The sequence below is a fragment of the Actinomyces sp. oral taxon 849 str. F0330 genome, assembly GCF_000239715.1.
Taxonomy (GTDB): Bacteria; Actinomycetota; Actinomycetes; order Actinomycetales; family Actinomycetaceae; genus Actinomyces; species Actinomyces johnsonii.
In genome coordinates, this window is the sequence record NZ_JH470351.1 from 307,974 (window position 1) to 334,236 (window position 26,263).

Genomic DNA, 26,263 nt, shown 5'->3' on the forward strand with positions numbered 1-26,263 from the left:
CGCCGGGGCTTCGCCTCGTCATCGGCCGAGCGTCGGGAGCGCGAGCGCTCACCGCGCTTGGTGTCCCTGCTGCCGCGGCCCCGCTGGCTGTTGCCGTCGCGCCCACCGCGCCCTCCCCGCCGACCGGGCTGCTTGCGCCCGTGCCTGCCGGTCTCGCCCAGATCTTCGATCTCCTCCGCGTCCAGGCCCTCCAGGGTGCGCTTGTGGCGGGGGAGGCGGCCGGTGACCTTCTCGGGGATCGACAGGTCGGAGAAGAGGTGCTTGCTGGTGTGGTAGGTCTCCACCGGCTCCTCGATGGGTAGTCCCAGGGCCTTGGCGATGATCCTCCAGCGAGGCACGTCGTCCCAGTCCACGAAGGTGACCGCTGTGCCGGAGTTGCCGGCGCGGCCGGTGCGCCCGATGCGGTGGACGTAGATCTTCTCGTCCTCGGGGCACTGGTAGTTGATGACGTGCGTGACGTCGTCGACGTCGATGCCGCGGGCGGCCACGTCGGTGGCCACGAGCACGTCCACCTTGCCGTTACGGAAGGCGCGCAGGGCCTGTTCCCGGGCCCCCTGGCCGAGGTCTCCGTGGAGGGCCGCGGGGGCGAAACCGCGCGTCCGCAGATCGTCGGCCACCCGGGCTGCCGTGCGCTTGGTGCGGGCGAAGATGATCGTGCGCCCGCGGCCCTCGGCCTGCAGGATCCGGGAGACGACCTCGACCTTGTTCATCGAGTGGGTGCGATAGACGACCTGCTGGACGGTTTGGACGGTCATGCCCTCATCGCCCGGGTCCTGGGCGCGGATGTGGGTGGGGCGGGTCATGTAGCGGCGCGCCAGAGCGACCACGGCGCCGGGCATCGTGGCGCTGAACAGCATCGTGTGCCGGTCGGTGCGAGTGCGGGCCAGGATCTTCTCCACGTCCGGCAGGAAGCCCAGATCCAGCATCTCGTCGGCCTCGTCCAGGACGACGGTGGTTACGTGGGCCAGGTCCAGCACACCGCGGTCCATGAGGTCGATGAGGCGGCCGGGTGTTCCCACGACCACCTCGGCGCCCCGCTCGAGGTCCTCGATCTGGGGCTCGTAGGCGCGGCCCCCGTAGACCTGGACGATGCGCACGGTCCGCCTGGCGGCGGCGGTGGACAGCTCCTCGGCGACCTGCTTGGCGAGCTCGCGGGTGGGCAGGATGACCAGGGCCTGCGGGCTGCCGGAGGCGGGGTCCTCGTCCCAGCCCTCCTCCCCGGGGCCCAGGGTGTCCATGAGCAGAGGGATGCCGAAGCCCAGGGTCTTACCGGTACCGGTCTTGGCCTGGCCGATGATGTCCTGCCCCTCCAGGGCCACCGGCAGGGTGAGGGCCTGGATGGGGAAGGGGTGGGTAATGCCCTTGGCGGACAGGGCGTCGCAGATCTCAGGCTCAACACCGAAATCGGCGAAGGTCTTGCGAGTCAGGTCGGTCCGGTTGCCCTCATCGGTGATGTCGGGTGTGGCCTCGTCCAGGACAGGTGCGTGGGCTCCGGCCGTCTCGAGGATCCCGGAAGCCGCGGTGCTGGTGGACGTGCCTGCGGCGTTGGCGGTTGCGTTCTCGTCTGTGGAGTTGTTGCTGGGCTCGACGGCGTCGGCCCCGTGCTGCTCGTTGGTCACGAGGTTCCTTGTCTTCTGATCAGGTTGTTCCGGTCTGGCGCGGCTGTCGCTCGCGCGCACGGCAGAGGTGCGCTGCGTGGGCGCGGGCGCCGTCGGGTATGGCAGCCGATCGCGAGTTATCTGAGTCCATCTGACGACCGGGCAACCGTGGACCCTGTCAGCGTAGCTGGAAAACGCCCAGATGGCGCCTTTGGGCGGAGAAACGTGCCATGGGCGTGGCTGATGTCACGGTGCTGCGTCGTGGTGCGGCGGACCTGGCTACGATTGGGGCCATGACTCAGATGTCGACGCCGTCTCCGCAGCCCAGTGCCCCCTCCCCGATGCGGGTTGGTCCTCACGAGCTCTCCGTGGTCGGCATTGTCGCCATCTCTAGGACGGCGGCCTGTACGCGCTACGCCAAAGACGCCGACCGCGCCCCGCAGATGGGCGCCCGAGTCGACCTGCTGCGCATGAGTGCCTGGGAGGTCGGCTCCTTCGATCGTGTGGTTGCCCTGGCTGCGGAGCACGGTATCGACGCCGCTGGCGCGGCTGAGCGCTTCACGGACGTGCTCGGCGACTTCGACGAGCGCCTGCGTCCCCTGGACTGGGCCGAGCGCCTGGTCAAGACCTATATCGCCTTCGGATTGCTCATCGACTTCGGTATGGCGCTGAGCGACTCGCTGGCCGAGCCTCTGCGCGGCGGACTCATTGACGAGCTGAGCCTGGACCCGATCGGTTCCTACGCCATCGCCGAGCTGGAGACCGTTATCGCCGCCGACCCGCAGTTGGCTGCGCGCCTGGGGCTGTGGGGCAGGCGCGTCGTCGGCGAGGAGATCGGCTCCTTCCAGCGGCTGCTCGCCCAGTTCCCCGAGCTGCTCGGAACCATTGCCCCCGAGCGGCTCCACACGGTCCTGTCCCAGGGGGCCGTCTCGCGGATGAAAGGGCTGGGGCTGAGGGTCTAACGGCGCATGATTATAATGTGAGGTATCTAACAGTGGGAGTGGTGCCCGTGTCGGCGGCGTGACATGACCGGGGTTCTGCCGGGTAAAGTGTCGGCATCCAAACCCTATGACCCGCCTCGAGAACCCGCGGTTCTCGATATTGAAGGAGTTCCCATGAAGCGAAGCGTGTGGATGGCCGCGTCCGCGGCTGTCGCTCTGTCCGTTATTCCCGTTGGAGCGGCTGCTGCGGATTCGGACACTGCTCAGACAACCGAGCAGGCGGCGTCGCAGGCCGGTGAGGCCAAGCCCTCCCCCACGGACCCTCAGCCCACTACGCCCGCCCCCGCCGATCCCAACCCTAACCCCAACCCCATCGTCGACAAGCCCGCTCCGACTCCCGCCCCCGTTCCTGAGCCCGCCCCGGCCCCTGCGCCTGCTCCCGGAGACGATGCCGGCCAGCAGGCGCCCGGCGTCGACGATTCCACGGGGCAGCAGGACAGTCCGGCTGCGCCGGCGGAGCAGGGCCAGGGGGACCAGGGCGGCACCTCCGGCGCGGGCAGTGCTCCTGAGCAACAGGCGCCCCAGGCTGGAGGGTCCGAGGAGTCCTCCGAGGGTGCTCCTGCGGCGTCCGGTGAGGGGCCCACTCAGGGCTCTGCCGGCGCCTCCCGTGAGCAGACCATCGCTCCCCGGCAGGGCGGTGCCGGCACTGCCGGTCGTCCTGTTCTGGCGCAGACCGGTGCCGGAACGACCGCCGCCTGGATGGCCGTGGGGGCAAGTGCTACGGGTGCCGCCATGCTCATGGCGCGCCGCCGGCTGACATACTGACGCGCATTGGTTCTCGGCCTTGAGGAGAAATCTGGCCCATGGATGACCGGATGCTCGACGGGGACAAGATGCTGTGGTTCATCGGCGGCAGTCCTGAACGCGCTCGGGAGGCTCTCCGCGACGGCCATGCCTGGACGCCCGAGCAGCGCGCGCAGCTGGAACAGATGGCTTCATCCGCTGGATACTCCTCCGAGTCCACCAGGTACCCGTCCGCACAGCAGCCCGCCCCGGCCTCTGGGGTATCGGGGGGCGCCTTCGCCTCCGATGGCGCTTACACGAGTGGCTACGGCGCCGACTCCGGCGTGACTCGGGTCCAATCGCAGCCGTCGGGAGCCGAGCAGCCCCAGCCGCAGACGGTGACACCGACGCAGCCCCAGCCGCAGGGCTTCCGCCTCCAGCCGCTGCCCGCCGTGACCGAGGTTCCGTCGAGTCAGGGTGTTGTCCAGTACACGGATGGTGTTCCGCGCCCCAACTGGATCCTGCCCGTGATCGCAGTCGGCTTTCTCGTGATCGGGCTGGTAGGAGGTGCCCTGGGAGGGCACTGGCTCTGGCCCGGCGGGAAGTCGTCGGCCTTGGCCCCGTCCGCTGCGGCTCCTGGCGCCACGAAGCCGGCGTTACTGCGTGCTGGTAGCGGGTCCTTCATCTGCTCCTCCGGCGGTGTCGGAGTCTCCTGCTGGGGTGCCGATGCTCAGGCCAATACTCAGGGCGCGCGCGTGTCGCCGACGGCGGTGCCCGGCCTTGAGAAGGTCAAGATCTCCGCGCTGAGCGTGGGCAAGGGCTTCGCCGTGGCCGTGGACGACTCGGGTGCTGTGTACGCCTGGGGGGCCAATGAGGTCGGTCAGCTCGGTAAGAAGACCGACGAGGCGCTCGTCAACCAGGCCGTCGAGGTCGGCAAGCTGCCCGTGGTTCCCAGTGAGCTCGTCTCGGGCTATGAGCACACCTGCGCATTGGCCGGGGGAGCCGTCTGGTGCTTCGGATCCAACCGCTACGGCCAGGTCAACGGTGCTGTCTCCGATTCCCCGTCCGGACTGGTGCGGGTCGACAAGGTTGAAGGAGTGACCCGTATCGGCACGTCCGGCTACGACACGTGGGCAACGGTCGACAAGGGGACCTGGACCTGGGGGAACAACTCGTGGGGGCAGGCCGATCCCTCGCAGAGCGTCGTCAATGTGGCGCCGACCCTCATTCCCGCGGACAGCTGAGGCCGGCCCGCCAGGGCTGAGTCGCGTACCAGAGGCATTCCACGGTCGCGCGGCACGCGCGGCAGGAGCCCAGCCCCTCTTGAAAGGGGCTGGGCTCCTGCTAGTTCTCAGCGTCGGGAGGTTCTATTTGTCGCCCTTGAGGCGGTTGACCGCGCCCTTGACGGCGTCCTTGGCATCCTCTGCGACTTCCTTGACCTTGCCCTCGGCGTGCTGAAGCTTGCCCTCGGTCTCCGTCTCTTTGTTGCCAGTGACCTTGCCCGCGGCCTCCTTGGCCTTGCCGGCGATCCTGTCGAAGGTTCCGTTGTCGCTCATGAGAGCTCCTTTCCGTGGTGAGTCTCCCGAGGTGGAGACATAGCGGATAGCTCAACACTACAGGCCGTCGCCTGGGACGCCGCTCCATATATAGTGAGAATTACTATGGAAACCATGTAGATCGTGCGGTTTTCTTATCTTCTGAGGTGGAGGCCGCGGCGGCACTCTTGACTGAGACCGCCGGGCTGTCGAGGCCGTACACTTCACCTTGAACGTTTCACAACGTCCAGTGCCGTTTTCCTCGTTCAATGCCTCATCTCCGCCAGAGGCGCCCCGATTCCGATACCGAGGTCGATCGCCCATGAGCAGTGCAGCTGCCGATGCCCCCACCGCCACCCGCGTCGAGAACGTCGGTCTCGACGTCATCGCCGAGTCTGATCGCAAAGGCCGGCCCAGCGACCTCTTCATGCCGTGGTTCGCCGCCAACATCTCGGTCCTGGGACTGTCCTGGGGCGCCTGGGTACTCGGCTTCGGCCTGTCCTTCTGGCAAGCGGTCGTGGCCGGCGCCGTCGGCGTCGTCCTGTCGTTCTTCCTGTGCGGCGTCATCGCCGTCCTGGGCAAGCGGGGCAGCGCTCCCACTCTGGCCCTGTCCCGAGCCGCCTTCGGGTATAACGGCAACCGACTGTCGGCAGCGCTGTCGTGGATCCTTACCGTGGGTTGGGAGACCGTCCTGTGCGTCTCGGCCACCCTCGCTTCGGCGACGGTGCTCCAGGCGCTGGGCTGGCACAACCAGGTCGGCGCCCAGATCCTCGGTTTCCTGCTCACCGTCGGCCTGGCGGCCAGCGCCGGCATCCTCGGCTTCGAGGCCATCATGAGGGTGCAGACCTGGATCACCTGGGCCACCGGCATCCTCACGGTCGTTTACCTCATCCTCGTAGCGCCCCAGATCAGCCTCCGTGCGCTCCTGGCCCTGCCCTCCGGTGGGATGGCGGCCTTCGTCGGCGCTCTAGTTATGGTGGCCACCGGCTTCGGTCTGGGCTGGGTGAATGCCGCCGCCGACTACTCCCGTTACCTGCCCCGCAAGGCCTCGACGGCCGGTGTCATCGGCTGGACGACGCTGGGCTCGGCCCTGCCCTGCGTCATCCTCGTCTTCTTCGGCGTCCTCCTGGTGGGCTCCGACGCCGCCCTCGGCCAGGCCATCAACGCCGACCCCATCGGAGCCCTCACCACGATCCTGCCCGCCTGGTTCCTCGTCCCCTTCGCTATCGTCGCCATTCTGGGGCTGGCTGGGGGCATCATCATGGATCTGTACTCATCGGGCCTGTCCCTGCTGGCTACGGGTCTACCCGTACGCCGTCACGTGGCCACCTCCATCGACGCCACCATCATGACCGTGGGCACCATCGCTGTCATCTTCGGCGCCGACGACTTCCTCGGCCCCTTCCAGGGCTTCCTGACCACTCTGGGTGTCATCATCGCCGCCTGGGCGGGAGTGATGGTCGCCGAGGTTGTCCTGCGCCGTCGCGACTATGATGAGGAGGCGCTCTTCACTCCCGACGGCGTTTACGGCTCGGTCAACTGGGAGGCCATCGGTTTAGTGGCTGCCGGCTCCATCGTCGGTTGGGGATTGGTGGTCAACTCTGCCGCCTCCTGGCTGTCCTGGCAGGGCTATCTGCTCGGGCCGCTGGGCGGCCGTGAGGGCACTTGGTCCGGGGCGAACCTCGGCGTACTGGCCGCACTGCTCATCGGCCTGATCGGGCACCTCGTCCTGGGGCGGGGACGGGTGGCACGGCAGGAGGCCCGCCCTTGAACGCCGCCGCCGCTGGCTTCGCCCTCGAGCCTGAACGCATGGAGGCTCTGTGCGCCTCCGCAGGAGCGGAAGGTCCCGGTGCGGTCATGGAAGGCGCCCATCAGGTAGCCCGACGCACCGGCGCTCCTCGACACGATCTCCTGGTGGTCCTGGGCTCCGGCGCCGCTGGCGCCCTGGCCGCCTGGGGTGAGCCGGCGGCGAGCCTGCCCCTGTCGGACTTGCCCGGCGTCCTCGCACCGGTCGCCCCGGGGCACGAAGACCGCCTCGACTCCTACGTCGTCGGCCGCGGTCAACAGGAGGGCGGGGGAGAACGGCGCGTGCTCGTGGCCCAGGGACGCACCCACCTCTACGAGGGGCACGGCCCCGGGCCGGTGGTCGCCCTGGCCCGTATCGCGGCCGCTGCCGGCGTGCGCGGCGCCGTCCTGGTCAATGCCGGTGGTTGCCTGCGCAGCTGGAGGATCGGCGAGGTCATGACCATCATCGATCACCTCAACCTCACCGGATCCTCACCCCTGACCGGTCCGGTCTTCGTCGATGTGCGCGGGGTCTGGGACGCCGAGCTCGCCGAGGCGGCGGGCGCCGTGACAGAGCGGTCCGGCGTCTATGCCGCCCTGCGCGGCCCGGAGTACCAGACCATGGCGGAGACCCGGATGCTGGAGGCCGTCGGCGCCGACTGCGTGGGCATGTCCACGGTCATGGAGGCCATCGCTCTGCATCAGCTCGGCGTGCGCGTGGCTGGCATGAGCATCGTCTCCGACCTGTCCTTTGCGCAGGCGCCCACCGATCCCGACGAGGTCGTTCGCCTCGCGGCCGCCGCGCACGCGACGATCGCCGCCGGCATCCAGGCGGTGCTGGCGGCGATATCGTAGGGGGTCGGACGTGTACTGCGACGTCTGATCCCAGTTCGGGTCAGTTCACACCCATGAACATGTAGGCGCGTGTCACCTTGCCATCGGAATCGCGGAAGACGGTGTCAACTCCGCGCCCGACGACGTCGCCGTTCGGTGCGGTCATCGACCAGCGCAGCAGTAGCGCGTCACCGGACTCCGCACGTTGGTCGTAGGCGAAGGTCAGTCCCTTGTTCGCGATGAGATCGTTGTGAACGTGTTCGATGTGCGCCGCGATATCGGTGGTTCCGGTCAGAGACAGGCCGGGTGAGGAGACGTGCAGTGAGCCCTGGGGGGCCCACACCTGCTCGATGAGCGCAAGGCGCTTGCTCGCGTCAGGTTCGGTCCAGGTGCGCAGGTAGGCGGCGTCGAAGTCGGCGTTGGTCTGGGTGGAGTCGGTCATGAATCGTCCCTTTCAGAAGGCTATGTTGACAATGTCAGCATAGCCTTGAAGTTGACGTTGTCAACATGTGGGTAGGCTTGATTCGTGAGCCCCCGTGATTCAGCACCGACTCGTGCCGCCATCCTCGATGCAGCCTCAAGGCTGCTCGAGGACAGCGGGCCTGAGGCGGTGACGCTGCGCGCCGTCGGAGAAGCCGCTGGTGTGTCCCGCTCAGCGCCCTATCGTCACTACGCGGACAAGGCGGCGCTCATGCGCGCACTGGCCGAGCGAACGCTGCGACAGATTGCGGGATGGATTCGTCACGGCGCGGAGCGCCATCAGGATGCCTGGCAACGGGTGCACGCCGGCTGTCGGGCCTACATCGACTACGCTGTCGAGCACCCCCATCACTACCAGCTGGTCTTCGGGGACACGCCGATTGCCGAGCCGGATCCCGGGTTGGAGGAGGCTGCCGACGACGCCATGTCCGCCGTCGGCGAGCTCGTTGCTCAGGCCCAGGATGCCGATCTGCTGCGCCCCGGGCCGACTCGTGAGATTGCCACCATCGTCTGGGTCCTGCTTCATGGGTTGGCCGCCCTGCAGATCACCGGTCATCTCCATGAGCCCCGAACCATCGACGGAGGCGAGCATCTCGCGGACCTGCTCGACCTGGCTCTGGAACAGCTCCGGTCGTCATGAGCCGCCGTAACGACGCCGTCGGCCGGTAGCGATCTGAGACGCGTGGGACGCCCGTCCTCGCCCGTCGACGATCGTGTGCGCCTAACCTTGCACCTATGACAACTGATGCAAAGACGCCAGACCAGGCCGTCACGACCCGTACCGAATCCGACTCCATGGGCACCATCGAGGTGGACGCCAACCGCTACTGGGGGGCCCAGACCGAGCGGAGCCTGCACAACTTCGATATCGGCCGCGAGACCTTCGTGTGGGGCCGCCCCATGATCAAGGCCCTGGGAATCCTCAAGAAGTCCGCCGCCCTGGCCAATGCCGAGCTCGGCGAGCTGCCTACCGACATCGCCGACCTCATCGCCAAGGCCGGTGACGAGGTCATCGCCGGTGACCTCGATGCCGAGTTCCCGCTCGTGGTCTTCCAGACCGGCTCGGGCACCCAGTCCAACATGAACTCCAACGAGGTCATCTCCAACCGCGCCATCGAGTTGGCTGGCGGCGAGCGGGGCTCCAAGACCCCGGTCCACCCCAACGACCACGTCAACCGCGGCCAGTCCTCCAACGACACTTTCCCCACGGCCATGCACATCGCCGTCGTCAACGAGCTGGCCGCCATGTACCCGCGCGTCCAGCAGCTGCGCGACACTCTGGACGCCAAGGCCAAGGCCTACGCCGACGTCGTCATGGTCGGGCGAACCCACCTGCAGGACGCCACCCCCATCACCCTGGGCCAGGTCATCAGCGGCTGGGTCGCCCAGATCGACTTCGCCCTCGACGGCATCCGCTACGCCGACTCCCGCGCCCGAGAGCTCGCCATCGGCGGCACCGCCGTGGGCACCGGTCTCAATGCCCACCCGAAGTTCGGGGCCCTGTGCGCGGCCAAGATCAGCGAGGAGACCAGCATCGAGTTCACTCAGGCGGACAACCTCTTCGCCGCCCTGGGCGCTCACGACGCCCTGGTCCAGGTCTCCGGCGCCCTGCGCGTCCTGGGAGACGCCCTGATGAAGATCGCCAACGACGTGCGCTGGTACGCCTCCGGCCCCCGCAACGGCATCGGCGAGCTCATCATCCCGGAGAACGAGCCTGGCAGCTCGATCATGCCCGGCAAGGTCAACCCCACCCAGTGCGAGGCCATGACCATGGTGGCCACGAAGGTCTTCGGCAACGACGCCACCGTCGGCTTCGCCGGCTCCCAGGGCAACTTCCAGCTCAACGTCTTCAAGCCGGTCATGGCCTGGTGCGTCCTGGAGTCCATCCAGCTCCTGGGCGACGCCTGCGTCTCCTTCGACACCAACTGCGCCTACGGCATCGAGCCCAACACCGAGCGGATCGAGGCCAACCTGGAGACCAACCTCATGCAGGTCACCGCCCTCAACCGCCACATCGGCTACGACAAGGCCTCCAAGATCGCCAAGAACGCCCACCACAAGGGCCTGTCCCTGCGCGAGTCCGCCCTCGAGCTCGGCTTCGTCACTGCCGAGGAGTTCGACAAGTGGGTCGTGCCCATGGACATGACCCACCCCAGCGCCGCTGAGGACTGAACCCCGACTCCGGTCCCCGACCACCGAGCACGATGACGGTTCCCGCCCTCCATCTCAGGAGGCGGGAACCGTCATCGTCCTTGTCCTTCACTCCCACAGGAAAGCCACAGGTCGGTTATGGGAGGAACCCTGTTCTAGGGTGATGTGCTGAAGCCAAGCACGCAGAAGACAAGTGGATCATGACTCGGACCACGGTATGGAAGGGGAACCACTATGAACCTGTCGCGACGCACCGTCCTCACCGCCCTGCCCGCTGCGGCGGGAGTCCTGGGACTGGGGGCCTGTTCGAGTGGAGGAACCGCCTCACAGGCCTCCGCCACGGCGTCGTCGCAGGCCCCCACCGACCCGAAGCTGACCCTTGACAGCGCCGCCTGGCGCTATGACGCGACGGGCGACGTCTACTACCAATTGGGTCTGAGCTACGTGGCCACGCCCCAGGCTTCAGACTACGAGACTCTGGGCATCTACGTGCCTGGCGCCTATTTCACCGGAACCGACAACGGCAACGGCACCTACACCGCCACGATCAATGCCTCAGGCGCCGTCGGCAGCTTCACGGCCGCCACGGCACCGACTGTCCTCCCGGTCAACACCCCGGGCTACTCCGCCCAGAAGCCGCCCAGCGAGTACTCCTACGACACCATCAAGGCCTACATGGAGGCCGGTTTCATCTACGTCCACGCCGGCCTTCGCGGCAAGGACTCCAACTCCCAGACCTACTCCGGCAACGCGCCCTGGGGCGTTACCGACCTCAAGGCCGCCGTGCGCTACCGGCGCTACAACGCCGCTTCCATCCCCGGCGACGCCGCCAAGGTCTATGTCTTCGGGCACAGCGGAGGAGGTGCCCAGAGCGCCGTGGCCGGGGCCTCGGGCGACAGCGGGCTCTTCGCCCCCTACCTGGCCGCCCTGGGCGCCGCCACCACCGACACCAGCGGAAAGGCCTTGTCCGACGCCGTCGCCGGAGCCATGTGCTGGTGCCCCATCACCACCCTGGACAGCGCCAACGCCGCCTACGAGTGGAACATGGGACAGTTCGCCTCCTCCGGCACCCGGGCCGAGGGCACCTGGACGAGGGCCTACTCCCAGGACCTCGCGGCGGCCTTCCCCGCCTATCTCAACGAGCTGAAGCTGACCGATTCGGACGGCAAGCCTTTGAGCCTGGAGAGCTCTTCGAAGGGCACCTATCTGGCCGGCTCCTACTACGACCACCTCGTGGCGGTCATCCAGAAATCCCTCAACGACTTCCTGTCCGCCACCTCCTTCCCCTACACGCCCTCATCCACCGAGATGGCCGGCATGGGACCCGGTGGCGGTGGTGCGCCCTCGAGTGGCGGGCCGGACGGTCAATCAAGCAGCGAGACCACCACCTACAACACGGTGGAGGAGTACATCGCCTCTCTCAACTCCTCCTCGCGGTGGGTCGCCTACGACGCCTCCACCAATACCGCGACGATCACCGGCCTCGAGGGCTTCGTCACCTCCCAGAAGAACGCCTCCAAGGATGTGGGAGCCTTCGACGGCGTCGACCGCGCCCAGACCGAGAATCTCGTCATGGGATCAGGGGAGAACAAGCTGCATTTCTCCTCCTCGAGCCGCGAGGTCATCTCCAAGGGGCAGTCGAAGTACTCCGCCCTCAGCGGCTGGAGCAACGACTACGGTGTCGCCGCGTACGAGAAGGACCTTGCTACGAAGGATTCGGTCGGCACCGACATGGCCACGCGCGTGTCGATGTACGACCCCCTCTACTACCTCACCCAGGACTCCAAGGGGCGTGGTACGTCGACTATCGCCCCGGCCTGGCGAATCCGCACCGGCATCACCCAGGGCGACACCGCCTCCACCGTGGAGGTCAACCTCGCCCTGGCGCTCCAGCAAGCCGGAGCCGGCAGCGTCGACTTCGCCACCATCTGGGGTCAGGGGCACACGATGGCCGAGCTGACCGGCTCCGGTGAGGAGAACTTCATCGCCTGGGTGACCCAGCAGGCGACTTCCTGAGCGCGGGAGGCTTTGAGCATTGTCCTGGGGAACAGCATCGGTACCGAGGCGATGCTGGCGGCTGTGGTCGTCCTGGTCCTGGCATTGGCGCCCCACCGCAGCGCGGCAGCCAAGCAAGGGACCTTCCCGCTGCTGGCCGCTTCCTGCACCATTGCGGCGCTTCTTGGCTGAGTCGGTTCGATCCCGGCTCGGCTGCCGGCGGTCAGTCGCACAGCACGACGTCGACCCCGGCACCCCGTAGCTCCTCGAGGGCGTCGGGATCGATCTGGCTTGTCGTCAGCAGCGCGTCGAGGTCCTCGATACGGCCGAACCGATAGGTATTGGTCTGAGTGATTTTGCTCGGCGCGGTCGGCAGGATGCGCCGGGTGGAGGAGGCCTTGATGGCGCGCTTGACCATGGCATCGTCGGACTCCATAACGGTCAGCCCCTCGCGGGTGGACACGGCGCAGGTGGATAGGACCGCGACGTCGGCCCGGAAGGCGCGAACAGAGTCGACCGCCTCGGCGGAGAACAGGGAGAGGGACTCCGGATCCACCGGGCCACCCGCGATGGTTACCGCGGCCCCGCGCACGGAGGCCAGTGCCGCACCGGCACCCAGCGACAAGCACAGGGCCCGGATATCGCGGCCGGCGAGCTGCTCGGCCACCATCTCACAGGTGGTCCCGGAGTCGATGATGACCGCCTCTCCGTCCTCGATGAGCTCGGCGGTAGCCTGCGCCAGGCGGCGCTTGATCTCCACGTCCTGACCGCGGCGCATGGCGGCTGGTCGGGCGGCCCCACGGCGCGGAGCGCGCAGGGCCCCGCCGTGGACCCGAATCACCAGACCCTCATGGGCCAACTCGGTCAGGTCCCGTCGGATGGTGATGACTGAGACTCCGGTCAGTCGGGACAGCGCCTGCACGCTGTGGACCGTGGTGGGGCTGAGGGCCCGCAGGATGGTGCGGCGCCTCTCGTGGGGACTGTTGGGCATGCTTCCTCCGCTTCAACAGCGATGAGGTGATCGTTTTGCCTGGGAACGAGCAATGACAATGATCGTATGGTCTTTTACTGTTGGTGTCAACGGAGAGCGGTTCAGCTAATCCGTTGAATTAACAGCAGAAAATCACTGTTGAGAAGAATGATCGTGCGATCATCTCTGGTCATTTACAGTGATTCTGCACCGTCACGAAGGGAACGATCATGCCGCACCTCGACCACGTTGCCATCTGGGTCGCCGACCTCGACGGCGCCCGCGACTTCTACTCCCACTGGTTCGACGGGCACGCCAACGGCCTCTACGAGAACCCGAAGACCGGCCTGCGCACCCACATCCTCCATTTCGCCGAGACCCCCGCGGACGAGCGGGGAACCCGCCTGGAGATCATGACCCGTCCGGAGCTCGCCGAGCGGCGAGAGACCGACGCGCTGGGTTGGGCACACGTCTCCTTCGGCCTGCCCGGGCGTGACGACGTCGACCGCCTGGCCTCCAACATGTCCGAGGCCGGTGTACCGGTGATCGACGGACCCCGCGAGACCGGAGACGGCTACTACGAGGCCACCGTGCTCGACCCCGAGGGCAACCGCGTCGAACTCGTCGCCTCCGACTACTCCGACGACGTCGCCCTGCGCCCGACCTTCTGAGCCGGAAGAGACTACGAAAGCACTCAGTAACCCCTGGTACTCCCCGGTGGGGCTGCGCCTGACGGCGTGGCCCCACCGTGTTGCCGAGCAGCTGTGTCTCTCTATACGTCGTGCATCTCGACGGACACGCCTGCCTCCTGCAGGCCTGTCAGCGTTTCCGGGTCGATGGCGGTCGTCGTCAGCAGGGTGTCCAGGTCGTTCAGCTCGCCGAACCCGTAGGTGGAGGACCGCGTCAGCTTGCGCGGTGGAGCGGGCATAAGGCATCGAGCCGAGGAACCGATGATGGCTGCCTTGAGAACGGCGTCGTGATCCTCGGTGCAGGTCAGGCCGCTCTGCGCGGAGACGGCGCAGGCTCCCAGAACGGCGACGTCAGCGCGGAAGCGGCGCACGGCGTCGACCGCGGTTGTCGTCAGCATCGCCAGTGTGTCGGTCTCGACAATCCCTCCGGGAACGGTGACGATCGGGCCGGGCGTGGATGCCAGTGCTGCTGCGGCCGACAGTGACAGGCACAGGACCCGGATGTCGCGCCCGACGAGCTTCTCAGCCACCATCTCACAGGTGGTTCCGTTGTCGATGATGACGCTCTCCCCGTCATCGATGAGTTCTGCCGTGGCCCGGGCCAGCACCCTCTTGGCCTCCAGGTCCTCGCCGCGGCGCAAGGAGATTGGCTGGCTGGCCCCGCGCCGGGGTGCGCGCAGCGCACCTCCATGGACGCGGGTGACGAGGCCCTTGTGAGCGAGCTCCGCAAGGTCGCGACGAATCGTCACTCCGGAGACGTCGGTGAGTCGCGACAGGGCGTTCACGCTCATGACCGTCGTCGTGCTCAGGCTCTTGAGGATCTGACGCTGACGGCTGGTGGGGGAGAAGGTACTCACGGATGATCACTTTACGTCTAAATGAAGATTTCAGATGATCATATGGTCTCCTACAGTAGTGGGTGTCGACAGAGATCGGCGCAGAACTCGTTGAAATACCAGAGATTCACCAAGGAGATTATCGTGATCGAAATTGCTCTCAACCGTGTTGCCAATGCCGCCGGTACCGCCTACTCCCGTTGGCTGGAGGATGTGCTGGCACGCACTGCAGGACCTACGGCAAGCTCCTACGCACAAGGCATCCAGGCCCTGATCAAGGGTGACTTCCGAGTCGATGACGCCGTGTCACTGGCAGCCTGAGCGCGCCGACTTAGTCCTACGGCAGACCGACGAGCTTGCCCATGTGGCGTCCCGAGGCCATGTCCTCGTGCGCCTGGGCGATGTCGGCCAGAGGGTAGGAGTGGATGGGCAGGAGATCGAGATCGCCCGACTCGATCCGATCCAGGGTCCGCTGAAGCACCTCCGCCGGCAGGTCCTGGGCCTGGCCGGAGTAGGTGGTCAGACGCACCCCGTTGGGGATCCAGTCCATCGGGTAGAAATTGGGAATCGTCCATGAGTCCGACAGCATCCCGGAGAAGCAGACCGTTCCGTGAACCGCCGTCGCTGCCAGCGAGTCCCGTAGCGTCGGCACGCCGACCAGCTCAAGGACGGTGTGAACCCCACTCGGCTCTGCCTCGCGCAGCCGTGGAGCGACCTTCCCGTCGTCCAGGAGTGGGGTGGCGCCTCGTGAGCGCAGCAGCTCCAGCCCGGCCTCGCGGCGAGAGGTCGCATAGACCCGGCAGCCCATGTCGGCTGCGAGCGCGGCTGTGGCCAGTCCGAGCGCCGAGGTGCCTCCGCGTACGAGCAGGCTCTGCCCCGGCTGGAGATCCAAGCCTGTGGTCAGGGTTCCGTAGGCCGTCTGCAGTGTCTCAGGCACCGAGCCGATGACCTCCCAGGGCAGGCTGGAATGGAAGGTGATGATCTGCGTGCGCGGCACGACAACGTACTGGGCGTAACCGCCGTCGAAGAGCCGTCCCATCCCACCCATCATCGTGACAGCCTGGGTGCCGGGTTCCAGGATGCCCTCCGGGTCCAGGTCGATGACCCCGGAGGCTTCGATCCCCAGGATGCGCGGGAAGGTCATCCCCTCAGCCAGGCCGTGAACGGAATGGTACTCGCTGCGGTTGAGGCCGAAGGCCATGACCTTCAGACGCACCCAGCCATCCGGAGGCACCGGCATCGGAAGCTCGACGATACGGAGGTTGCCGATGCTGCCCGATTCACTGAGCTGAGCCGCCAGCATCGTGGCGGGAGCGTCGCTGTCGGTGATGTCCGTCATGCGTGCGCCTCCGAGGTTGTTCGCGGGTACCTGGGTGTTTGCTTTCAATCCTGCACCAATCGCCTTGGTAAAGCCTGCCTTCCGGCAGTTCAGCAAGTGACGGCTGGTACGGTTGCGGCACGCTATACGGTCGTGCTGTCTGCGGCCAGGAGAGGATATCCGGCACCTTCTATGAGCAGCACCATCATCTTCGACGCCGTCACCAAGCTGTACCCGGCCGGGAGGGGCGCCGGATCCGGTGCCCCCGCCGTCGACTCCTTCTCGGCCCGCATCGAGGCCGGCACCACCACCGTCCTGCTGGGATCCTCCGGCTGCGGCAAGACCACCCTGCTGCGCATGGTCAACCGCATGGTGGAGCCCTCCAGCGGTGCAGTGCTCATCGATGATGAGGACATCGCCGCCCGCGATGCCGTTGCCCTGCGTCGGTCCATCGGCTACGTCATGCAGAACGCGGGGCTGCTACCGCACCGACGCGTCATCGACAACATCACTCTCGTGCCCCGCCTCCAGGGCGCGGACCGCCGTGACTGCCGGCAACGGGCCCTCGAGCTCATGGACATGCTCGACCTCGATCGCGACCTGGCGGGGCGCTACCCCCACCAGCTCTCCGGAGGGCAGGCCCAGCGGGTTGGCGTGGCCCGGGCTCTGGCCGCTGATCCCGAGGTTCTCCTCATGGATGAGCCCTTCGGCGCCGTCGATCCCCTCGTGCGCCGCGAGCTCCAGCGCGAGATGGTCCGGATTCAGGCCGAGCTGGGTAAGACGATCATCTTCGTCACCCATGACGTCGACGAGGCCTTGGCCCTAGGGGACGAGATCATCCTCCTGCGCGAGGGCGCCCGGGTCGCTCAGAGAGGCAGTGGAGCAGAGCTGCTCGCCGACCCGGCCGACGACTTCGTGGCCCGTTTCCTCGGACTCGATGACGCCGCACGCCAGCTACGGCTCAAGGATGTCGTCGACACCCGGATCGTCCTGGACCAGGCTGGCCGCGCCGTCGGGCGCCTGTCCGATGAGCCGGTGACCACGAAGCCGGGCAGTGCGCAGAGTTCTGAGAGTGTGGCGAGTAGCGCATGAGCTGGGTCCTGGCCAACCTGCCCACCATCGCCGGGCACCTGCTGGCCCACCTGCTCCAGGCGGTTCCCGCGATTCTCGCCGCCTTCGTCCTGGCGATCCCCATCGCCAGACTGGCCCGCGCGGCCCGCCCTCTGCGCGCCGTGCTAGTGACCGGCTCCTCCCTGCTCTACGCCGTCCCGTCGCTGGCGCTGTTCGTCATCCTTCCCATCATCCTGGCCACTGGGATCCGCGACCCGTTCAACGTCATCGTCGCCCTGACCCTCTACGGATTGGCGCTGCTGGTTCCGGCCACCGCCGATGCGCTCGACGCCGTCGACGGGCGAGTCCTGGACGCCGCGACCGCCATGGGCATGGGACGCTTCCGCTGCTTCCTCACCGTCGAGCTGCCGCTGGCAGGACCCGCGATCCTCACGGGCCTGCGGGTGGTGACCGTCTCGACGATCTCGCTGACCACCGTCGGAGCGGTACTCGGCGTGCGCAGCCTGGGCTGGCTGTTCACCGACGGGTTCCAGCGCGGCATCACCGCGGAGATCGTCACCGGGTTGGTGGCCACCGCGGTCCTGGCCCTCGTCCTGGACGGGATCATTCTCGCCCTAGGGCGCCTGTGCCTGCCATGGACGTGGAAACGCGCCGGTGCCGGACAGGTGCTTCAGACGGCCGGGTGGCCCGCACAGGTGCCTGCAGCCGGCGGCCGCGAGGATGACGGCCGGGAGAACCAGGAGGATGAGGCATGAGGTTCGTCCTGGCCGCCCTGGCCTACATCACCGACCCCGCTCACTGGAGTGGGGCCATGGGGATCGGGTCGCTGATGATCCAGCACGCCGTGTACTCGCTGGCTGGCGTCCTCATCGCCGCCCTCATCGGGGTTCCCGCCGGCTGGTGGGTGGGCCATACCGGTCGCGGGCGCAGCTGGGTGCAGCCGCTCAGCGGTGCCGCCCGCGCTCTGCCCACCCTGGGCCTCATCACCATGTTCGGTCTCGCGCTCGGCGTCGGTTTGACCGCTCCCATGATCGCCTTCGTCGTCCTGGCCCTGCCCAGCGTCCTGGCCGGAGCTATGAGCGGCGTGCGTGCGGCCTCCGTCATGGCCGTCGACGGGGCCCGGGCCAGCGGCATGAGCGAGCTCCAGATTCTGGGGCGCGTCGAGATCCCTCTGGGTGCGCCGCTGCTCATTGGCGGGCTGCGCTCGGCCAGCCTCCAGGTCATCTCCACCGCCACGCTGGCCGCCTACACCGGCGCCGGTGGGCTGGGCCGGCTCATGTTCCTGGGACTCAAGACTCAGGACTACGTCATGATGCTCGCCTCGGCAATGCTGGTCATCGCCCTCGCCCTGGCCTCCGAGGCCCTCTTCGCCCTCGCTCAGTGGGCTGTCACGCCCCCGGGCGTCCGGCAGCACCGGAAGGAAACCGCATGACCGCACACCCCAGCACGCGCTCCGGAGAACCACTGACGCGACGTGGCCTGCTGGCTGGCGTCGGCGCGCTGGGCGGCCTGGTCGCGCTCAGCGCCTGCTCCGACACCGATCCCTTCGCCATCGACCGGGCCTCGGGAGGCTATTCCGGCGGTCCCATCATCATTGGCAGCCAGCAGTACTACTCCAACGAGATCATCGCCGAGCTCTACGCCCAGATGCTGGAGAAGGCGGGCCTGACTGTCACCCGGCAGTACCAGATCGGCCAGCGCGAGGTCTACCTGCCCGAGCTCGAGGCTGGCAAGATCCACGTCATCCCTGAGTACGGAGGCAATCTGCTGGAGTACTACAGCAAGACCGCCGGCTCAGGTAGTCCCTCCACCGCTACCGGCACCGCCACTCCTTCCCGCGCCGCAAGCGACACCACTTCCATTCAGGACACCCTGCTGACGACTCTGCCGCGCTCCCTGACCGTCCTGACCCCGGCCGAGGCTACGGATCAGGACTCACTGACCGTCACCCGGGCCACCGCCCAGGCCCACTCCCTGGCCTCGATCGCAGACCTGGCCTCCCTGGGGCGGCCCATTACGATCGCCGCGAACTCCGAGTTCACCACCCGGCCCTATGGGCCCGAGGGGCTCAAGGCCGTCTACGGCGTCGAGGCCTCTGTCACGCCAGTAGAGGACTCCGGCGGGCCGCTGACCGTCAAGGCGCTCACTGACGGCACCGTCGACGTCGCCGACATCTACTCCTCGGACCCCGTCATCCAGACGCAGGACCTCGTCGTCCTGTCCGATCCCCAGATGCTCATCCTTCCGCAGAACGTCACCCCACTGGTGTCCGCCTCACTGCCCGCCATCGCGGTGACCGCCATCAACCGGGTCTCGGCTCTACTGACCCCCGACGAGCTGCGCGCCCTCAACCAGCGCTCCACCGGTGAGGGACTGAGCTCCAAGGTCATCGCCACCGACTGGCTCACATCCAAGAAGCTCCTCTGAACGGCCTGCTCCGCCACCAGTATGTTCTCTTTCACGCACTCACTCTCTTTAGGGAAGTGACTATGTGTGGGAGAGTATGGGTGTTCGTCCACCAACAACACTAAGGAGCTCTCATGTCAGTCCCCTCCATCTCCATCATCGGCGCCGGCAACATCGGATCAGCTGTCGCAGGTCTGGCGGTCAAGGCCGGCGCCAGCACTCAGGTCCTGGTACGCGACACCTCCAAGGTCACCGGCCTGTCGGGCGTCGAAGTCGCTGAGATCGGCTCGCCCCTGAGCGGCGACATCGTCGTCTTCGCCCTGCCCTACGCCGCCATCGACGACGTCATCGCTACCTATGGCGCCAGGGCCTTCGCCGGCAAGGTTGTCGTCGACCCGACCAACCCCCTGGACTTCACCACCCTCGACTCTCTCGTTCCGGCCGGTAGCTCTGCGGCCGCCGAGCTCGCCGTGAGACTCCCGGATGCCCAGGTGGTCAAGGCTTTCAACACCGTCTTCGCCGCCGTCCTGGCGACCGGCACCGTCGGCGCTCGCCCGACAACCGTCTTGGCCGCCTCCGACTCCGCGGAGGCCAAGACGAGCTTGCGTGCGCTCATCGAGGCCGCCGGACTGACGTGGGCAGACGCTGGCGAGCTCAAGCGGGCGGAGCGTCTGGAGGCGCTCGGCGCGCTGAACATCGCCCTGGCCGTCACTGAGCAGATCGGTTGGACCGGAGGCCTTGCCGTCGTGTCCGAGTGAGGCGCCCGGTTCGCAGGTAGCCTGTCACCCATGTCCGTCGTCGGGCGCTCACACTCATGGGCGCCCGACGACGGATCGGTGACCAAGCGCACGAGGAGACAACGTGGCCGATACTGAGAAGCCGACCGGCATGGAGATGGCCCCCGACCCTTATAGCCGCAGCTGCCCCTCACGCCGCCTACTCAAGTCACTCGGGGACCTGTGGACCGTGCTCGTCGTCGGGGCGCTCCATCATGCGGACCAGCCGCAACGCTTCAAGGAGATATCGGCCCGAGTCGACGGCATCTCCACCAAAATGCTCACCCAGACCCTACGGGGGCTTGAACGCGATGGCCTTCTCAAGCGCCATCAGTACCCTGAGATCCCGCCGCGAGTGACCTACGAGCTCACCGACTCGGGTCGGGGGCTGGCGGAGGCACTCGCTCAGGTCGAGACCTGGGCCACCGATCACCTCGGCACTGTCAGTGAGGCCCGAGCGCGCTATGACGCCGCCCACTGAGTACCCATTGTGCCCACTGAGCGCGTCTAGAGGTGCCGCCAGATCTCCACTCGCCAGCGCGCGTCCCCGGACACGGGGCGCCACTGACCCTCCGGGTCGGACAGGGCCGGATCAATGGCCCACTCCTGTGTGCTGATCCCCGGTGCGCGCACCAGCGCCGAGGCGGGCAGAGCGCGCTCGCGGGCCCGCTCGGTGGCATCCAGATCCAAGACGCTGACAACGAGCACATCGGGCAGGCCTTCGGCTAGGGCCTGCCCGTAGACGCTGCCGCCGCCGATCACCCACATGCGCGGTAGCCCTACGGCCGCCCCCTGACGGGGGTCGTGACCCAGTTCCGCGGCCAGGCCCCGCGCCGCGACCGAGAGCCCCTCGCGCAGCGAACCGGCACGGATCGCGCCCTCGGCCTGCCAGGACCGGTCGCGGGTGAGGACCACGTTGCGCCGACCGGGCAGGGCGCCCCCGAGCGACTCCCAGGTGGTACGCCCCATGACCAGCCCGCAGCCCATGGTCGTGGCCTTGAAGTGGGCGAAGTCCGCGGGCACGCGCCACAGCATGTCGCCGTCGGCCCCCAGGAGACCGGTCACGTCCTGGGCCCAGATCATTCCCAGGCCGCTCATACCGCGACCGGGGCCTTGATCGCGGGATGATGTTCATAGCCCTGGGAGGCATCGATGTCATCCATGTCGTAGGCGTCGATGGACGCGGCACGCTCCAGGCGCAGCGTCGGGAAGGGGTATGCGCTCGGCACCCGGGAGAGCTGGGTGCGGACCTGCTCGACGTGGTTGTCGTAGATGTGGCAGTCCCCGCCGGTCCAGATGAGCTCACCGGGTTCCAGGCCCGCCTGCTGGGCGAGCATGTGGGTGAGCAGCGCGTAGGAGGCGATGTTGAAGGGCACCCCCAGGAACAGGTCGGCGCTGCGCTGGTAGATCTGCAGGCTCAGGCGGCCATCGGCCACATAGCACTGGAAGAAGGCGTGGCAGGGGGCCAGAGCCATAGAGCTCAGATCGGAGACATTCCAGGCCGAGACCAGCATGCGCCGCGAGTCCGGGTCGGTGCGCAGCGTGTTGATGAGCCCGGTGATCTGGTCGATGGCGCCCCCGTCACACGTGGGCCAGGAGCGCCACTGGGCGCCGTAGACCGGCCCCAGCTCACCGGCATTGTCAGCCCACTCGTCCCAGATCGCGATGCCCCGTTCCTGGAGCCAGCGCACGTTCGTGTCGCCCCGCAGGAACCACAGCAGCTCGCCCTTGACGGCCTTCATGGCCACGAACTTCGTGGTGATACGGGGGAATCCCCGTGCCAGGTCGTAGCGCAGTTGACGGGCGAAGAGCGAGTGGGTCCCGGTGCCGGTGCGGTCCGATTTCGGGGCACCGTTGGTCAGGACGTCGGCCAGCAGGTTCTCGTAGGCGACGTCGACACCTGGCGGGGGGACGAGCCCCATCTGCTCCAGGGCCGGGTACCGGGCGGCCGCCGACGTCGGCCCGGGTGCGCCGGTGTCGCTCATACGTCGATCACCTCGACGCTGGGGTCGTTCATATCACTGATGTAGGTGCTGGGGCCGCCCAGGACGAGTTGCGGCCCGAGCGCGGCCTGCGCGCCTTCAATGACCTGATTGGCCAGTGCCCGCCCGCCGGACCAGCCGATGGCGGCTCCGATCCCGAAGGGGATGAGACGCCCCAGTGCCAGCGCCCCGCCCTTGGCGGCCGACCGCTTGGCCACCCGCTTGATGAGGCGGGCGTTGATCGACTTCACCGTTGGCAGCGGCATCTGCATGAGTACCTGCGCCGCCCAGAACATCGTGGACAGCCCCAGCTGGCCCTGGACCGCCTCGGAGCCCTCCTTGCCCAGGAGTGCGGATAGGACCAGCGCCCGGCGGCGCTCGGCGTCGACCACATGGATCCCCTGGATCTCCGCCACCGTCAGCACGTAGGTGACGGCCGAGGCGATGAAGGCGGCACTCTGCCCCACCGTCAGAGCGGCCGCCGCGCCTGTGCTGATCGCCGGCAGGGCTGCGGAGGCCCCGACGGCGCCCGATGACAGTCCCGCATCCCGCCGGAAGCGGGAGGCAGCCATCTCGACGAGCTCGGCTGCGTCCGCTCCGGGACGGTCCCGGCGCATCCGCGCCGCGCGTTCCTCGATGCGGGCCGCCGGGATGGCGATGGCCTTGTCCAGGGCTCGTTCCAACGCGGTGGAGCGCCCAGAGCCGGAGGCGTTCACGGTTGTCTCCTCATGTGCGTGTCAGACGGCGACGATGGCGGGCGGGGCAGTGGGGGGCGCCGAGCGCTCAATCCTCGTCGGGGTCGACGATCGTCGTCGTGTAGGTGGCGCCGTGCTCGACGGTGTGCCCCACGGTGCAGTGGCGGTCGACCGCGCTCGCCACCCTCTGGTCGAGCAGCTTTCTCTGGTCGGCGTCGAGCGAGGACAGATCGGCGACGATCTCGACTTGGAAGGACTCATAGCGCTCCTCGGTGTCGTTCTTGACCGAGGAGCAGCCCACTGTGGCCTCGAAGTCTTCGCCCAGGGCCTTGGCCAGGCGGTGGTCCGCCGAGAGGGTGTTGCAAGTGGCCAGGGCGATCTTCATCAGCTCCCCGGGGGAGAACTCGCCCGGGCCCATGCCGACGCGCACCTCGGCTCCGGCGGAGTTGCGGCCGATGTATTGGCGGGTGCCCGTGCGCTCGGCCCACACGGCACCGGCAGTGCCCGCCGTGGCGGGGGAGGAGGGGATGCTTGATGTGCTCATGGCCCGATCGTGCCATGAATCGGGGTGGTGTCCACGTACACGCCCGTGCTGCGCGCCTGTCCGCCAGGCGCGCAGCCGGGAATAACGGCGCCTAGCGGCCAGGCTCACAGTGGACGAGCGGATATGCGACGGTGGAGGTGCTCAGTGCTCAGCGAGCCAGGCGGCGGCGCGGCGCTCCTCGTCCGCCACGACCCGGTCCACCATGCTCATGGCCTTTTCCTCAATGGTCTTGCCCACCAGGGGCACGGTGACCTTCAGGTCGACGTCGACGGTGACCACGGTGGCCTGCGTCGAAACGGAGTCCTCAGCGCTCTCGGCATTCTCAGCGTTGTCAGTGGCCGGAGCCATGGTGGAGGTGGCACTGACCTTGACCGGGGCGCCCTTGATCGTCACGTCGTAGCCGCCGGAACGTGAGCCGTCGTCCGCCGGCTCGCCCCAGGACTCGGCCACGCTGAAGGATACGGCGGAGCGCACCAGCTTCGAGGCGACCGAGGGCAGCTGGGAGGGTTGGATGTTTCCGGAGATGGTGGAGACGAAACCCTGACCGCGCTGGGCGACGTCGACCGAGGCGTCGTCGAGTCCGGCTCGCGCGATCCTCCCCTCCTGGTAAGCGGGACTGGCGAGCATCTGGGCGGTGCGGGTGGGATCGGCGGGATAGGTGATGGTGATGGTTTTCCTCATGCAGCGATCCTGCCACGCCCTGCCGGGTCGGAGCACATCGCATCATCTCCGGCCGAAGGCCCCGCGACGCGGCGGCGGTGAGGTGAGCTCCGCCCCGACCGTGTGTCATGCTTGGCAAATAGCCGCCTCAACGAGCCGGTTTCGCTCACTGCCGATAACCTTGAGAGGTGCCTAATATTCTGCCCAGCGCCCTCAGAGACGCAGTCGACCTCGCCGAGGCCGATCTCGACTGGATTCACCAGTTGGTGGCCGATTGGCAGCTGATCGCGGACCTGTCCACATCTGACCTGGTCCTGTGGGTGCGCACCCGCGCGGGACGTTTCATCGCAGCCGGGCACACCCGGCCCTCGGGCGGTACCACCGTTCATCTTGAGGACGTCATCGGCCGGCGTATGCCGGCCTCGCGCGAGGCGATGGCCATGGAGTCGCTGTCCACCGCCCAGATCCAGGACGCCGCCGAACCCTACTGGACCGGGACTGCCGCAGTGCAGGAGGAGTACATCCCGGTCGTCCATGCGGGCACGCCGATCGCCGTCGTCACCCGCGAGACCTCGGTGGGGGTCATCCGCGGCGGGCGCATCGTCGAGCGGGAGATGGAGGAAATCGCCGAAGTCCTGTGCCGGATGACTGCGGCGGGCGACTTCCCCATCCAGGGGGCGGGCACCACGATCCGCCATGGCACCCCGCGCGTGGCCGACGGCGTCCTGCGCCTGGATGAGGATGGGCGGATCGTCTACGTCAGCCCCAATGGGCGCTCCTGCTTCCACCGTCTTGGCATCGAGGGTGAGCTGGAGGGCATCCAGCTGGCCGAGGCCGTCACCTCGATCATTCCGGCCCGCACCCCCGTCGATGAGACCCTGGCGGTGGTCCTCATGGGGCGGCAGGCCTGGCTCACCGAGGTGGAGGTCGGAGGAGTGTTCCTCTCGGTGCGATCCATCCCCCTGTCTCTGGACGGGCATCGCTCAGGGGCGGCACTTCTGGTCCGTGACGTCACCGAGGTACGCCGACGCGAGCAGGTCCTGCTCAACAAAGACGCCACTATCCGCGAGGTTCACCACCGGGTCAAGAACAACCTTCAGACCGTCTCGGCGCTGCTGCGCATGCAGGCGCGCCGCGCCTCGAACGAGGAGACCCGCCAGGCCCTGTCCGAGGCCGAACGACGGGTAACGACGATCGCCACCGTCCACGACGCCCTGAGCCACAACGTCAATGAGCGGGTGGATTTCGACGACGTCTTCTCATCCATCCTCCGCATGGCCGCAGTCGTGGCCTCGCCGACCGGCCAGGTCAGCACCTCGTTGGAGGGCTCGTTCGGCGTTGTCGACGCTGACACTGCCCAGGCACTGGCCACCGTGCTGGCCGAGCTGGTCACCAACGCCGTCGAGCACGGACTCGACGGGCGTGACGGCCGAGTCACGGTCAAGGTCCGCCGTGAGGAGGACCGGCTCGAGGTTCATGTCATAGACAACGGTTCCGGCGTGGCCCCGGATACGCTCATGACTGGTCTGGGGACACGGATCGTCGCCACCCTGGTGCGCGGGGAGCTGCGAGGAAGTATTGACTGGCAGTCTCTCGACACAGGGGGAACCGACGTCGTCATTCACGCTCGTCTTAACCAGAGGGCCGCCCGGAACGAGCTCTGATGTATCGCCACCAACTTTTCGGAAATGTCGGAATCAGCAAAACGGCGTTCGCACAATTAAATTCGTGCGAACGCCGTGGCGTGAAGAAAACAATCGACTTTCAGGACGACCTGCGAGCGCGAGCTGCACGACGCTTGAGGGAGCGTCGCTCGTCCTCGCTCATGCCTCCCCAGACGCCGGCGTCCTGGCCGTTCTCCAGTGCCCACTTCAGGCAGGTATCCACAACTTCGCAGCGGCCGCACACCTCTTTTGCCTTGGCGATCTGAGCGATGGCGGGACCGGTGTTTCCCACGGGGAAGAAGAGCTCCGGGTCGACGGTGAGACATGCGGCTTGGCTGCGCCAGTCCATGAGGGCCCCCTTCAAGGTCATCGGTCATGCGGCTATCGCCAGTCCGGCTCGTAAGGGGACGGCGGCCACTTCTGAGAGCAACTTTCACATGACGGGGGGCGTCGGGCAAGACTTCTGTCGTGAGACCTGCGCTGATACCCTGTCGTGATGCTCACAGGGCACTGTAGTGTTGAGATAACGCTACTTTCCACCATTGAGAAT

General features: G+C 67.4%; 30 protein-coding genes. 18 read left to right on the top strand and 12 right to left on the bottom strand.

Features of this window, described 5'->3' with window-relative positions; all coding sequences use genetic code 11:
• Window positions 1-1,619, bottom strand: a 1,619-nt coding sequence (locus HMPREF0975_RS07250) for a DEAD/DEAH box helicase (RefSeq protein ID WP_009233491.1), incomplete at its 3' end; no start/stop codon positions are given.
• A 281-nt stretch (window positions 1,620-1,900) separates the two neighbouring features.
• Between HMPREF0975_RS07250 and HMPREF0975_RS07255 the strand changes: the two genes are divergently transcribed.
• The 3 genes from HMPREF0975_RS07255 to HMPREF0975_RS07265 all read left to right on the top strand — a co-directional run bounded on the left by HMPREF0975_RS07255 (window position 1,901) and on the right by HMPREF0975_RS07265 (window position 4,566).
• Window positions 1,901-2,560, top strand: a complete 660-nt coding sequence (locus tag HMPREF0975_RS07255; protein WP_197274085.1) for a ferritin-like fold-containing protein — start codon at window positions 1,901-1,903, stop codon at window positions 2,558-2,560.
• Window positions 2,561-2,713: 153 nt separating this feature from the next.
• Complete coding sequence (locus tag HMPREF0975_RS17095; RefSeq protein WP_009233493.1) at window positions 2,714-3,364, top strand: hypothetical protein; 651 nt, start codon at window positions 2,714-2,716, stop codon at window positions 3,362-3,364.
• 38 nt (window positions 3,365-3,402) lie between these two features.
• Window positions 3,403-4,566, top strand: a complete 1,164-nt coding sequence (locus HMPREF0975_RS07265; protein ID WP_049939574.1) for an RCC1 domain-containing protein — start codon at window positions 3,403-3,405, stop codon at window positions 4,564-4,566.
• A gap of 123 nt (window positions 4,567-4,689) precedes the next feature.
• On the opposite strand, the gene HMPREF0975_RS07270 is transcribed toward HMPREF0975_RS07265, so the two are convergent.
• Window positions 4,690-4,878: a CsbD family protein gene (locus tag HMPREF0975_RS07270; protein ID WP_009233495.1), complete on the bottom strand. Its 189-nt coding sequence runs from the start codon at window positions 4,876-4,878 to the stop codon at window positions 4,690-4,692.
• A gap of 301 nt (window positions 4,879-5,179) precedes the next feature.
• Here HMPREF0975_RS07270 and HMPREF0975_RS07275 point away from each other — a divergent pair, with 301 nt between their 5' ends.
• Entirely contained in the window at window positions 5,180-6,628 is a 1,449-nt protein-coding gene (locus tag HMPREF0975_RS07275; protein WP_009233496.1) for a purine-cytosine permease family protein, read from the top strand.
• Window positions 6,629-6,666: 38 nt separating this feature from the next.
• Entirely contained in the window at window positions 6,667-7,497 is an 831-nt protein-coding gene (locus HMPREF0975_RS07280; RefSeq protein ID WP_442852329.1) for a phosphorylase family protein, read from the top strand.
• 40 nt (window positions 7,498-7,537) lie between these two features.
• Here the strand turns inward: HMPREF0975_RS07280 and HMPREF0975_RS07285 are convergent, their stop codons facing one another.
• Window positions 7,538-7,918, bottom strand: a complete 381-nt coding sequence (locus HMPREF0975_RS07285) for a nuclear transport factor 2 family protein (protein WP_009233498.1) — start codon at window positions 7,916-7,918, stop codon at window positions 7,538-7,540.
• Between the two features lie 84 nt (window positions 7,919-8,002).
• Between HMPREF0975_RS07285 and HMPREF0975_RS07290 the strand changes: the two genes are divergently transcribed.
• The 4 genes from HMPREF0975_RS07290 to HMPREF0975_RS15575 all read left to right on the top strand — a co-directional run bounded on the left by HMPREF0975_RS07290 (window position 8,003) and on the right by HMPREF0975_RS15575 (window position 12,294).
• The gene (locus HMPREF0975_RS07290; protein WP_009233499.1) at window positions 8,003-8,596 is read left to right on the top strand and encodes a TetR/AcrR family transcriptional regulator; all 594 of its coding nucleotides are present in this window, start codon (window positions 8,003-8,005) and stop codon (window positions 8,594-8,596) included.
• Window positions 8,597-8,691: 95 nt separating this feature from the next.
• Window positions 8,692-10,128 carry a class II fumarate hydratase gene (gene fumC, locus HMPREF0975_RS07295; protein WP_009233500.1) on the top strand — a complete coding sequence of 479 codons (1,437 nt, stop codon included), beginning with the start codon at window positions 8,692-8,694 and terminating at the stop codon, window positions 10,126-10,128.
• 213 nt (window positions 10,129-10,341) lie between these two features.
• The gene (locus HMPREF0975_RS07300; RefSeq protein WP_009233501.1) at window positions 10,342-12,123 is read left to right on the top strand and encodes a carboxylesterase family protein; all 1,782 of its coding nucleotides are present in this window, start codon (window positions 10,342-10,344) and stop codon (window positions 12,121-12,123) included.
• Window positions 12,124-12,135: 12 nt separating this feature from the next.
• The gene (locus tag HMPREF0975_RS15575; RefSeq protein WP_156808213.1) at window positions 12,136-12,294 is read left to right on the top strand and encodes a hypothetical protein; all 159 of its coding nucleotides are present in this window, start codon (window positions 12,136-12,138) and stop codon (window positions 12,292-12,294) included.
• Between the two features lie 31 nt (window positions 12,295-12,325).
• Here HMPREF0975_RS15575 and HMPREF0975_RS07305 read toward each other — a convergent pair whose 3' ends face one another.
• Window positions 12,326-13,093, bottom strand: coding sequence for a DeoR/GlpR family DNA-binding transcription regulator (locus HMPREF0975_RS07305; RefSeq protein WP_009233503.1), 768 nt, complete (start codon window positions 13,091-13,093; stop codon window positions 12,326-12,328).
• Window positions 13,094-13,302: 209 nt separating this feature from the next.
• Between HMPREF0975_RS07305 and HMPREF0975_RS07310 the strand changes: the two genes are divergently transcribed.
• The gene (locus tag HMPREF0975_RS07310) at window positions 13,303-13,743 is read left to right on the top strand and encodes a VOC family protein (RefSeq protein ID WP_009233504.1); all 441 of its coding nucleotides are present in this window, start codon (window positions 13,303-13,305) and stop codon (window positions 13,741-13,743) included.
• A 101-nt stretch (window positions 13,744-13,844) separates the two neighbouring features.
• Here the strand turns inward: HMPREF0975_RS07310 and HMPREF0975_RS07315 are convergent, their stop codons facing one another.
• On the bottom strand, window positions 13,845-14,618 hold the full coding sequence (locus HMPREF0975_RS07315) for a DeoR/GlpR family DNA-binding transcription regulator (protein ID WP_009233505.1): 774 nt from the start codon (window positions 14,616-14,618) through the stop codon (window positions 13,845-13,847).
• A gap of 123 nt (window positions 14,619-14,741) precedes the next feature.
• On the opposite strand from HMPREF0975_RS07315, the gene HMPREF0975_RS07320 reads away from it, so the two are divergent.
• Complete coding sequence (locus HMPREF0975_RS07320; RefSeq protein ID WP_231382044.1) at window positions 14,742-14,918, top strand: hypothetical protein; 177 nt, start codon at window positions 14,742-14,744, stop codon at window positions 14,916-14,918.
• 16 nt (window positions 14,919-14,934) lie between these two features.
• Here the strand turns inward: HMPREF0975_RS07320 and HMPREF0975_RS07325 are convergent, their stop codons facing one another.
• Window positions 14,935-15,936, bottom strand: a complete 1,002-nt coding sequence (locus HMPREF0975_RS07325) for a zinc-binding dehydrogenase (protein WP_009233507.1) — start codon at window positions 15,934-15,936, stop codon at window positions 14,935-14,937.
• A gap of 171 nt (window positions 15,937-16,107) precedes the next feature.
• On the opposite strand from HMPREF0975_RS07325, the gene HMPREF0975_RS07330 reads away from it, so the two are divergent.
• From HMPREF0975_RS07330 to HMPREF0975_RS07355, 6 genes are all read left to right on the top strand, one after another.
• Window positions 16,108-17,007 carry an ABC transporter ATP-binding protein gene (locus tag HMPREF0975_RS07330; protein WP_009233508.1) on the top strand — a complete coding sequence of 300 codons (900 nt, stop codon included), beginning with the start codon at window positions 16,108-16,110 and terminating at the stop codon, window positions 17,005-17,007.
• On the top strand, window positions 17,004-17,741 hold the full coding sequence (locus HMPREF0975_RS07335) for an ABC transporter permease (RefSeq protein ID WP_009233509.1): 738 nt from the start codon (window positions 17,004-17,006) through the stop codon (window positions 17,739-17,741). Before HMPREF0975_RS07330 ends, HMPREF0975_RS07335 begins: the two co-directional genes overlap by 4 nt.
• Window positions 17,738-18,418, top strand: coding sequence for an ABC transporter permease (locus HMPREF0975_RS07340; RefSeq protein WP_009233510.1), 681 nt, complete (start codon window positions 17,738-17,740; stop codon window positions 18,416-18,418). The genes HMPREF0975_RS07335 and HMPREF0975_RS07340 overlap by 4 nt, the downstream gene beginning before the upstream one ends.
• Entirely contained in the window at window positions 18,415-19,413 is a 999-nt protein-coding gene (locus HMPREF0975_RS07345; RefSeq protein ID WP_009233511.1) for an ABC transporter substrate-binding protein, read from the top strand. The genes HMPREF0975_RS07340 and HMPREF0975_RS07345 overlap by 4 nt, the downstream gene beginning before the upstream one ends.
• 113 nt (window positions 19,414-19,526) lie before the next feature.
• Window positions 19,527-20,150, top strand: a complete 624-nt coding sequence (locus HMPREF0975_RS07350; RefSeq protein ID WP_009233512.1) for an NADPH-dependent F420 reductase — start codon at window positions 19,527-19,529, stop codon at window positions 20,148-20,150.
• Window positions 20,151-20,253: 103 nt separating this feature from the next.
• Window positions 20,254-20,649: a winged helix-turn-helix transcriptional regulator gene (locus HMPREF0975_RS07355; RefSeq protein WP_009233513.1), complete on the top strand. Its 396-nt coding sequence runs from the start codon at window positions 20,254-20,256 to the stop codon at window positions 20,647-20,649.
• Between the two features lie 26 nt (window positions 20,650-20,675).
• Here the strand turns inward: HMPREF0975_RS07355 and HMPREF0975_RS07360 are convergent, their stop codons facing one another.
• The 5 genes from HMPREF0975_RS07360 to HMPREF0975_RS07380 all read right to left on the bottom strand — a co-directional run bounded on the left by HMPREF0975_RS07360 (window position 20,676) and on the right by HMPREF0975_RS07380 (window position 24,070).
• Entirely contained in the window at window positions 20,676-21,266 is a 591-nt protein-coding gene (locus HMPREF0975_RS07360) for a dihydrofolate reductase (protein WP_009233514.1), read from the bottom strand.
• Window positions 21,263-22,153: a thymidylate synthase gene (locus HMPREF0975_RS07365; RefSeq protein ID WP_009233515.1), complete on the bottom strand. Its 891-nt coding sequence runs from the start codon at window positions 22,151-22,153 to the stop codon at window positions 21,263-21,265. The genes HMPREF0975_RS07360 and HMPREF0975_RS07365 overlap by 4 nt, the downstream gene beginning before the upstream one ends.
• A complete protein-coding gene (locus HMPREF0975_RS07370; protein WP_009233516.1) occupies window positions 22,150-22,866 on the bottom strand; it encodes a hypothetical protein in 717 nt (238 codons plus the stop codon). The genes HMPREF0975_RS07365 and HMPREF0975_RS07370 overlap by 4 nt, the downstream gene beginning before the upstream one ends.
• Before the next feature lie 67 nt (window positions 22,867-22,933).
• Window positions 22,934-23,389 (bottom strand): OsmC family protein, encoded by a 456-nt coding sequence (locus HMPREF0975_RS07375; protein WP_009233517.1) that lies wholly within the window; start codon window positions 23,387-23,389, stop codon window positions 22,934-22,936.
• A gap of 141 nt (window positions 23,390-23,530) precedes the next feature.
• Complete coding sequence (locus HMPREF0975_RS07380; RefSeq protein ID WP_009233518.1) at window positions 23,531-24,070, bottom strand: DUF2505 domain-containing protein; 540 nt, start codon at window positions 24,068-24,070, stop codon at window positions 23,531-23,533.
• A 167-nt stretch (window positions 24,071-24,237) separates the two neighbouring features.
• Between HMPREF0975_RS07380 and HMPREF0975_RS07385 the strand changes: the two genes are divergently transcribed.
• The gene (locus HMPREF0975_RS07385; protein WP_009233519.1) at window positions 24,238-25,713 is read left to right on the top strand and encodes a sensor histidine kinase; all 1,476 of its coding nucleotides are present in this window, start codon (window positions 24,238-24,240) and stop codon (window positions 25,711-25,713) included.
• 100 nt (window positions 25,714-25,813) lie between these two features.
• Here HMPREF0975_RS07385 and HMPREF0975_RS07390 read toward each other — a convergent pair whose 3' ends face one another.
• The gene (locus HMPREF0975_RS07390; protein ID WP_003779481.1) at window positions 25,814-26,062 is read right to left on the bottom strand and encodes a WhiB family transcriptional regulator; all 249 of its coding nucleotides are present in this window, start codon (window positions 26,060-26,062) and stop codon (window positions 25,814-25,816) included.
• Window positions 26,063-26,263 lie beyond the last annotated feature (201 nt).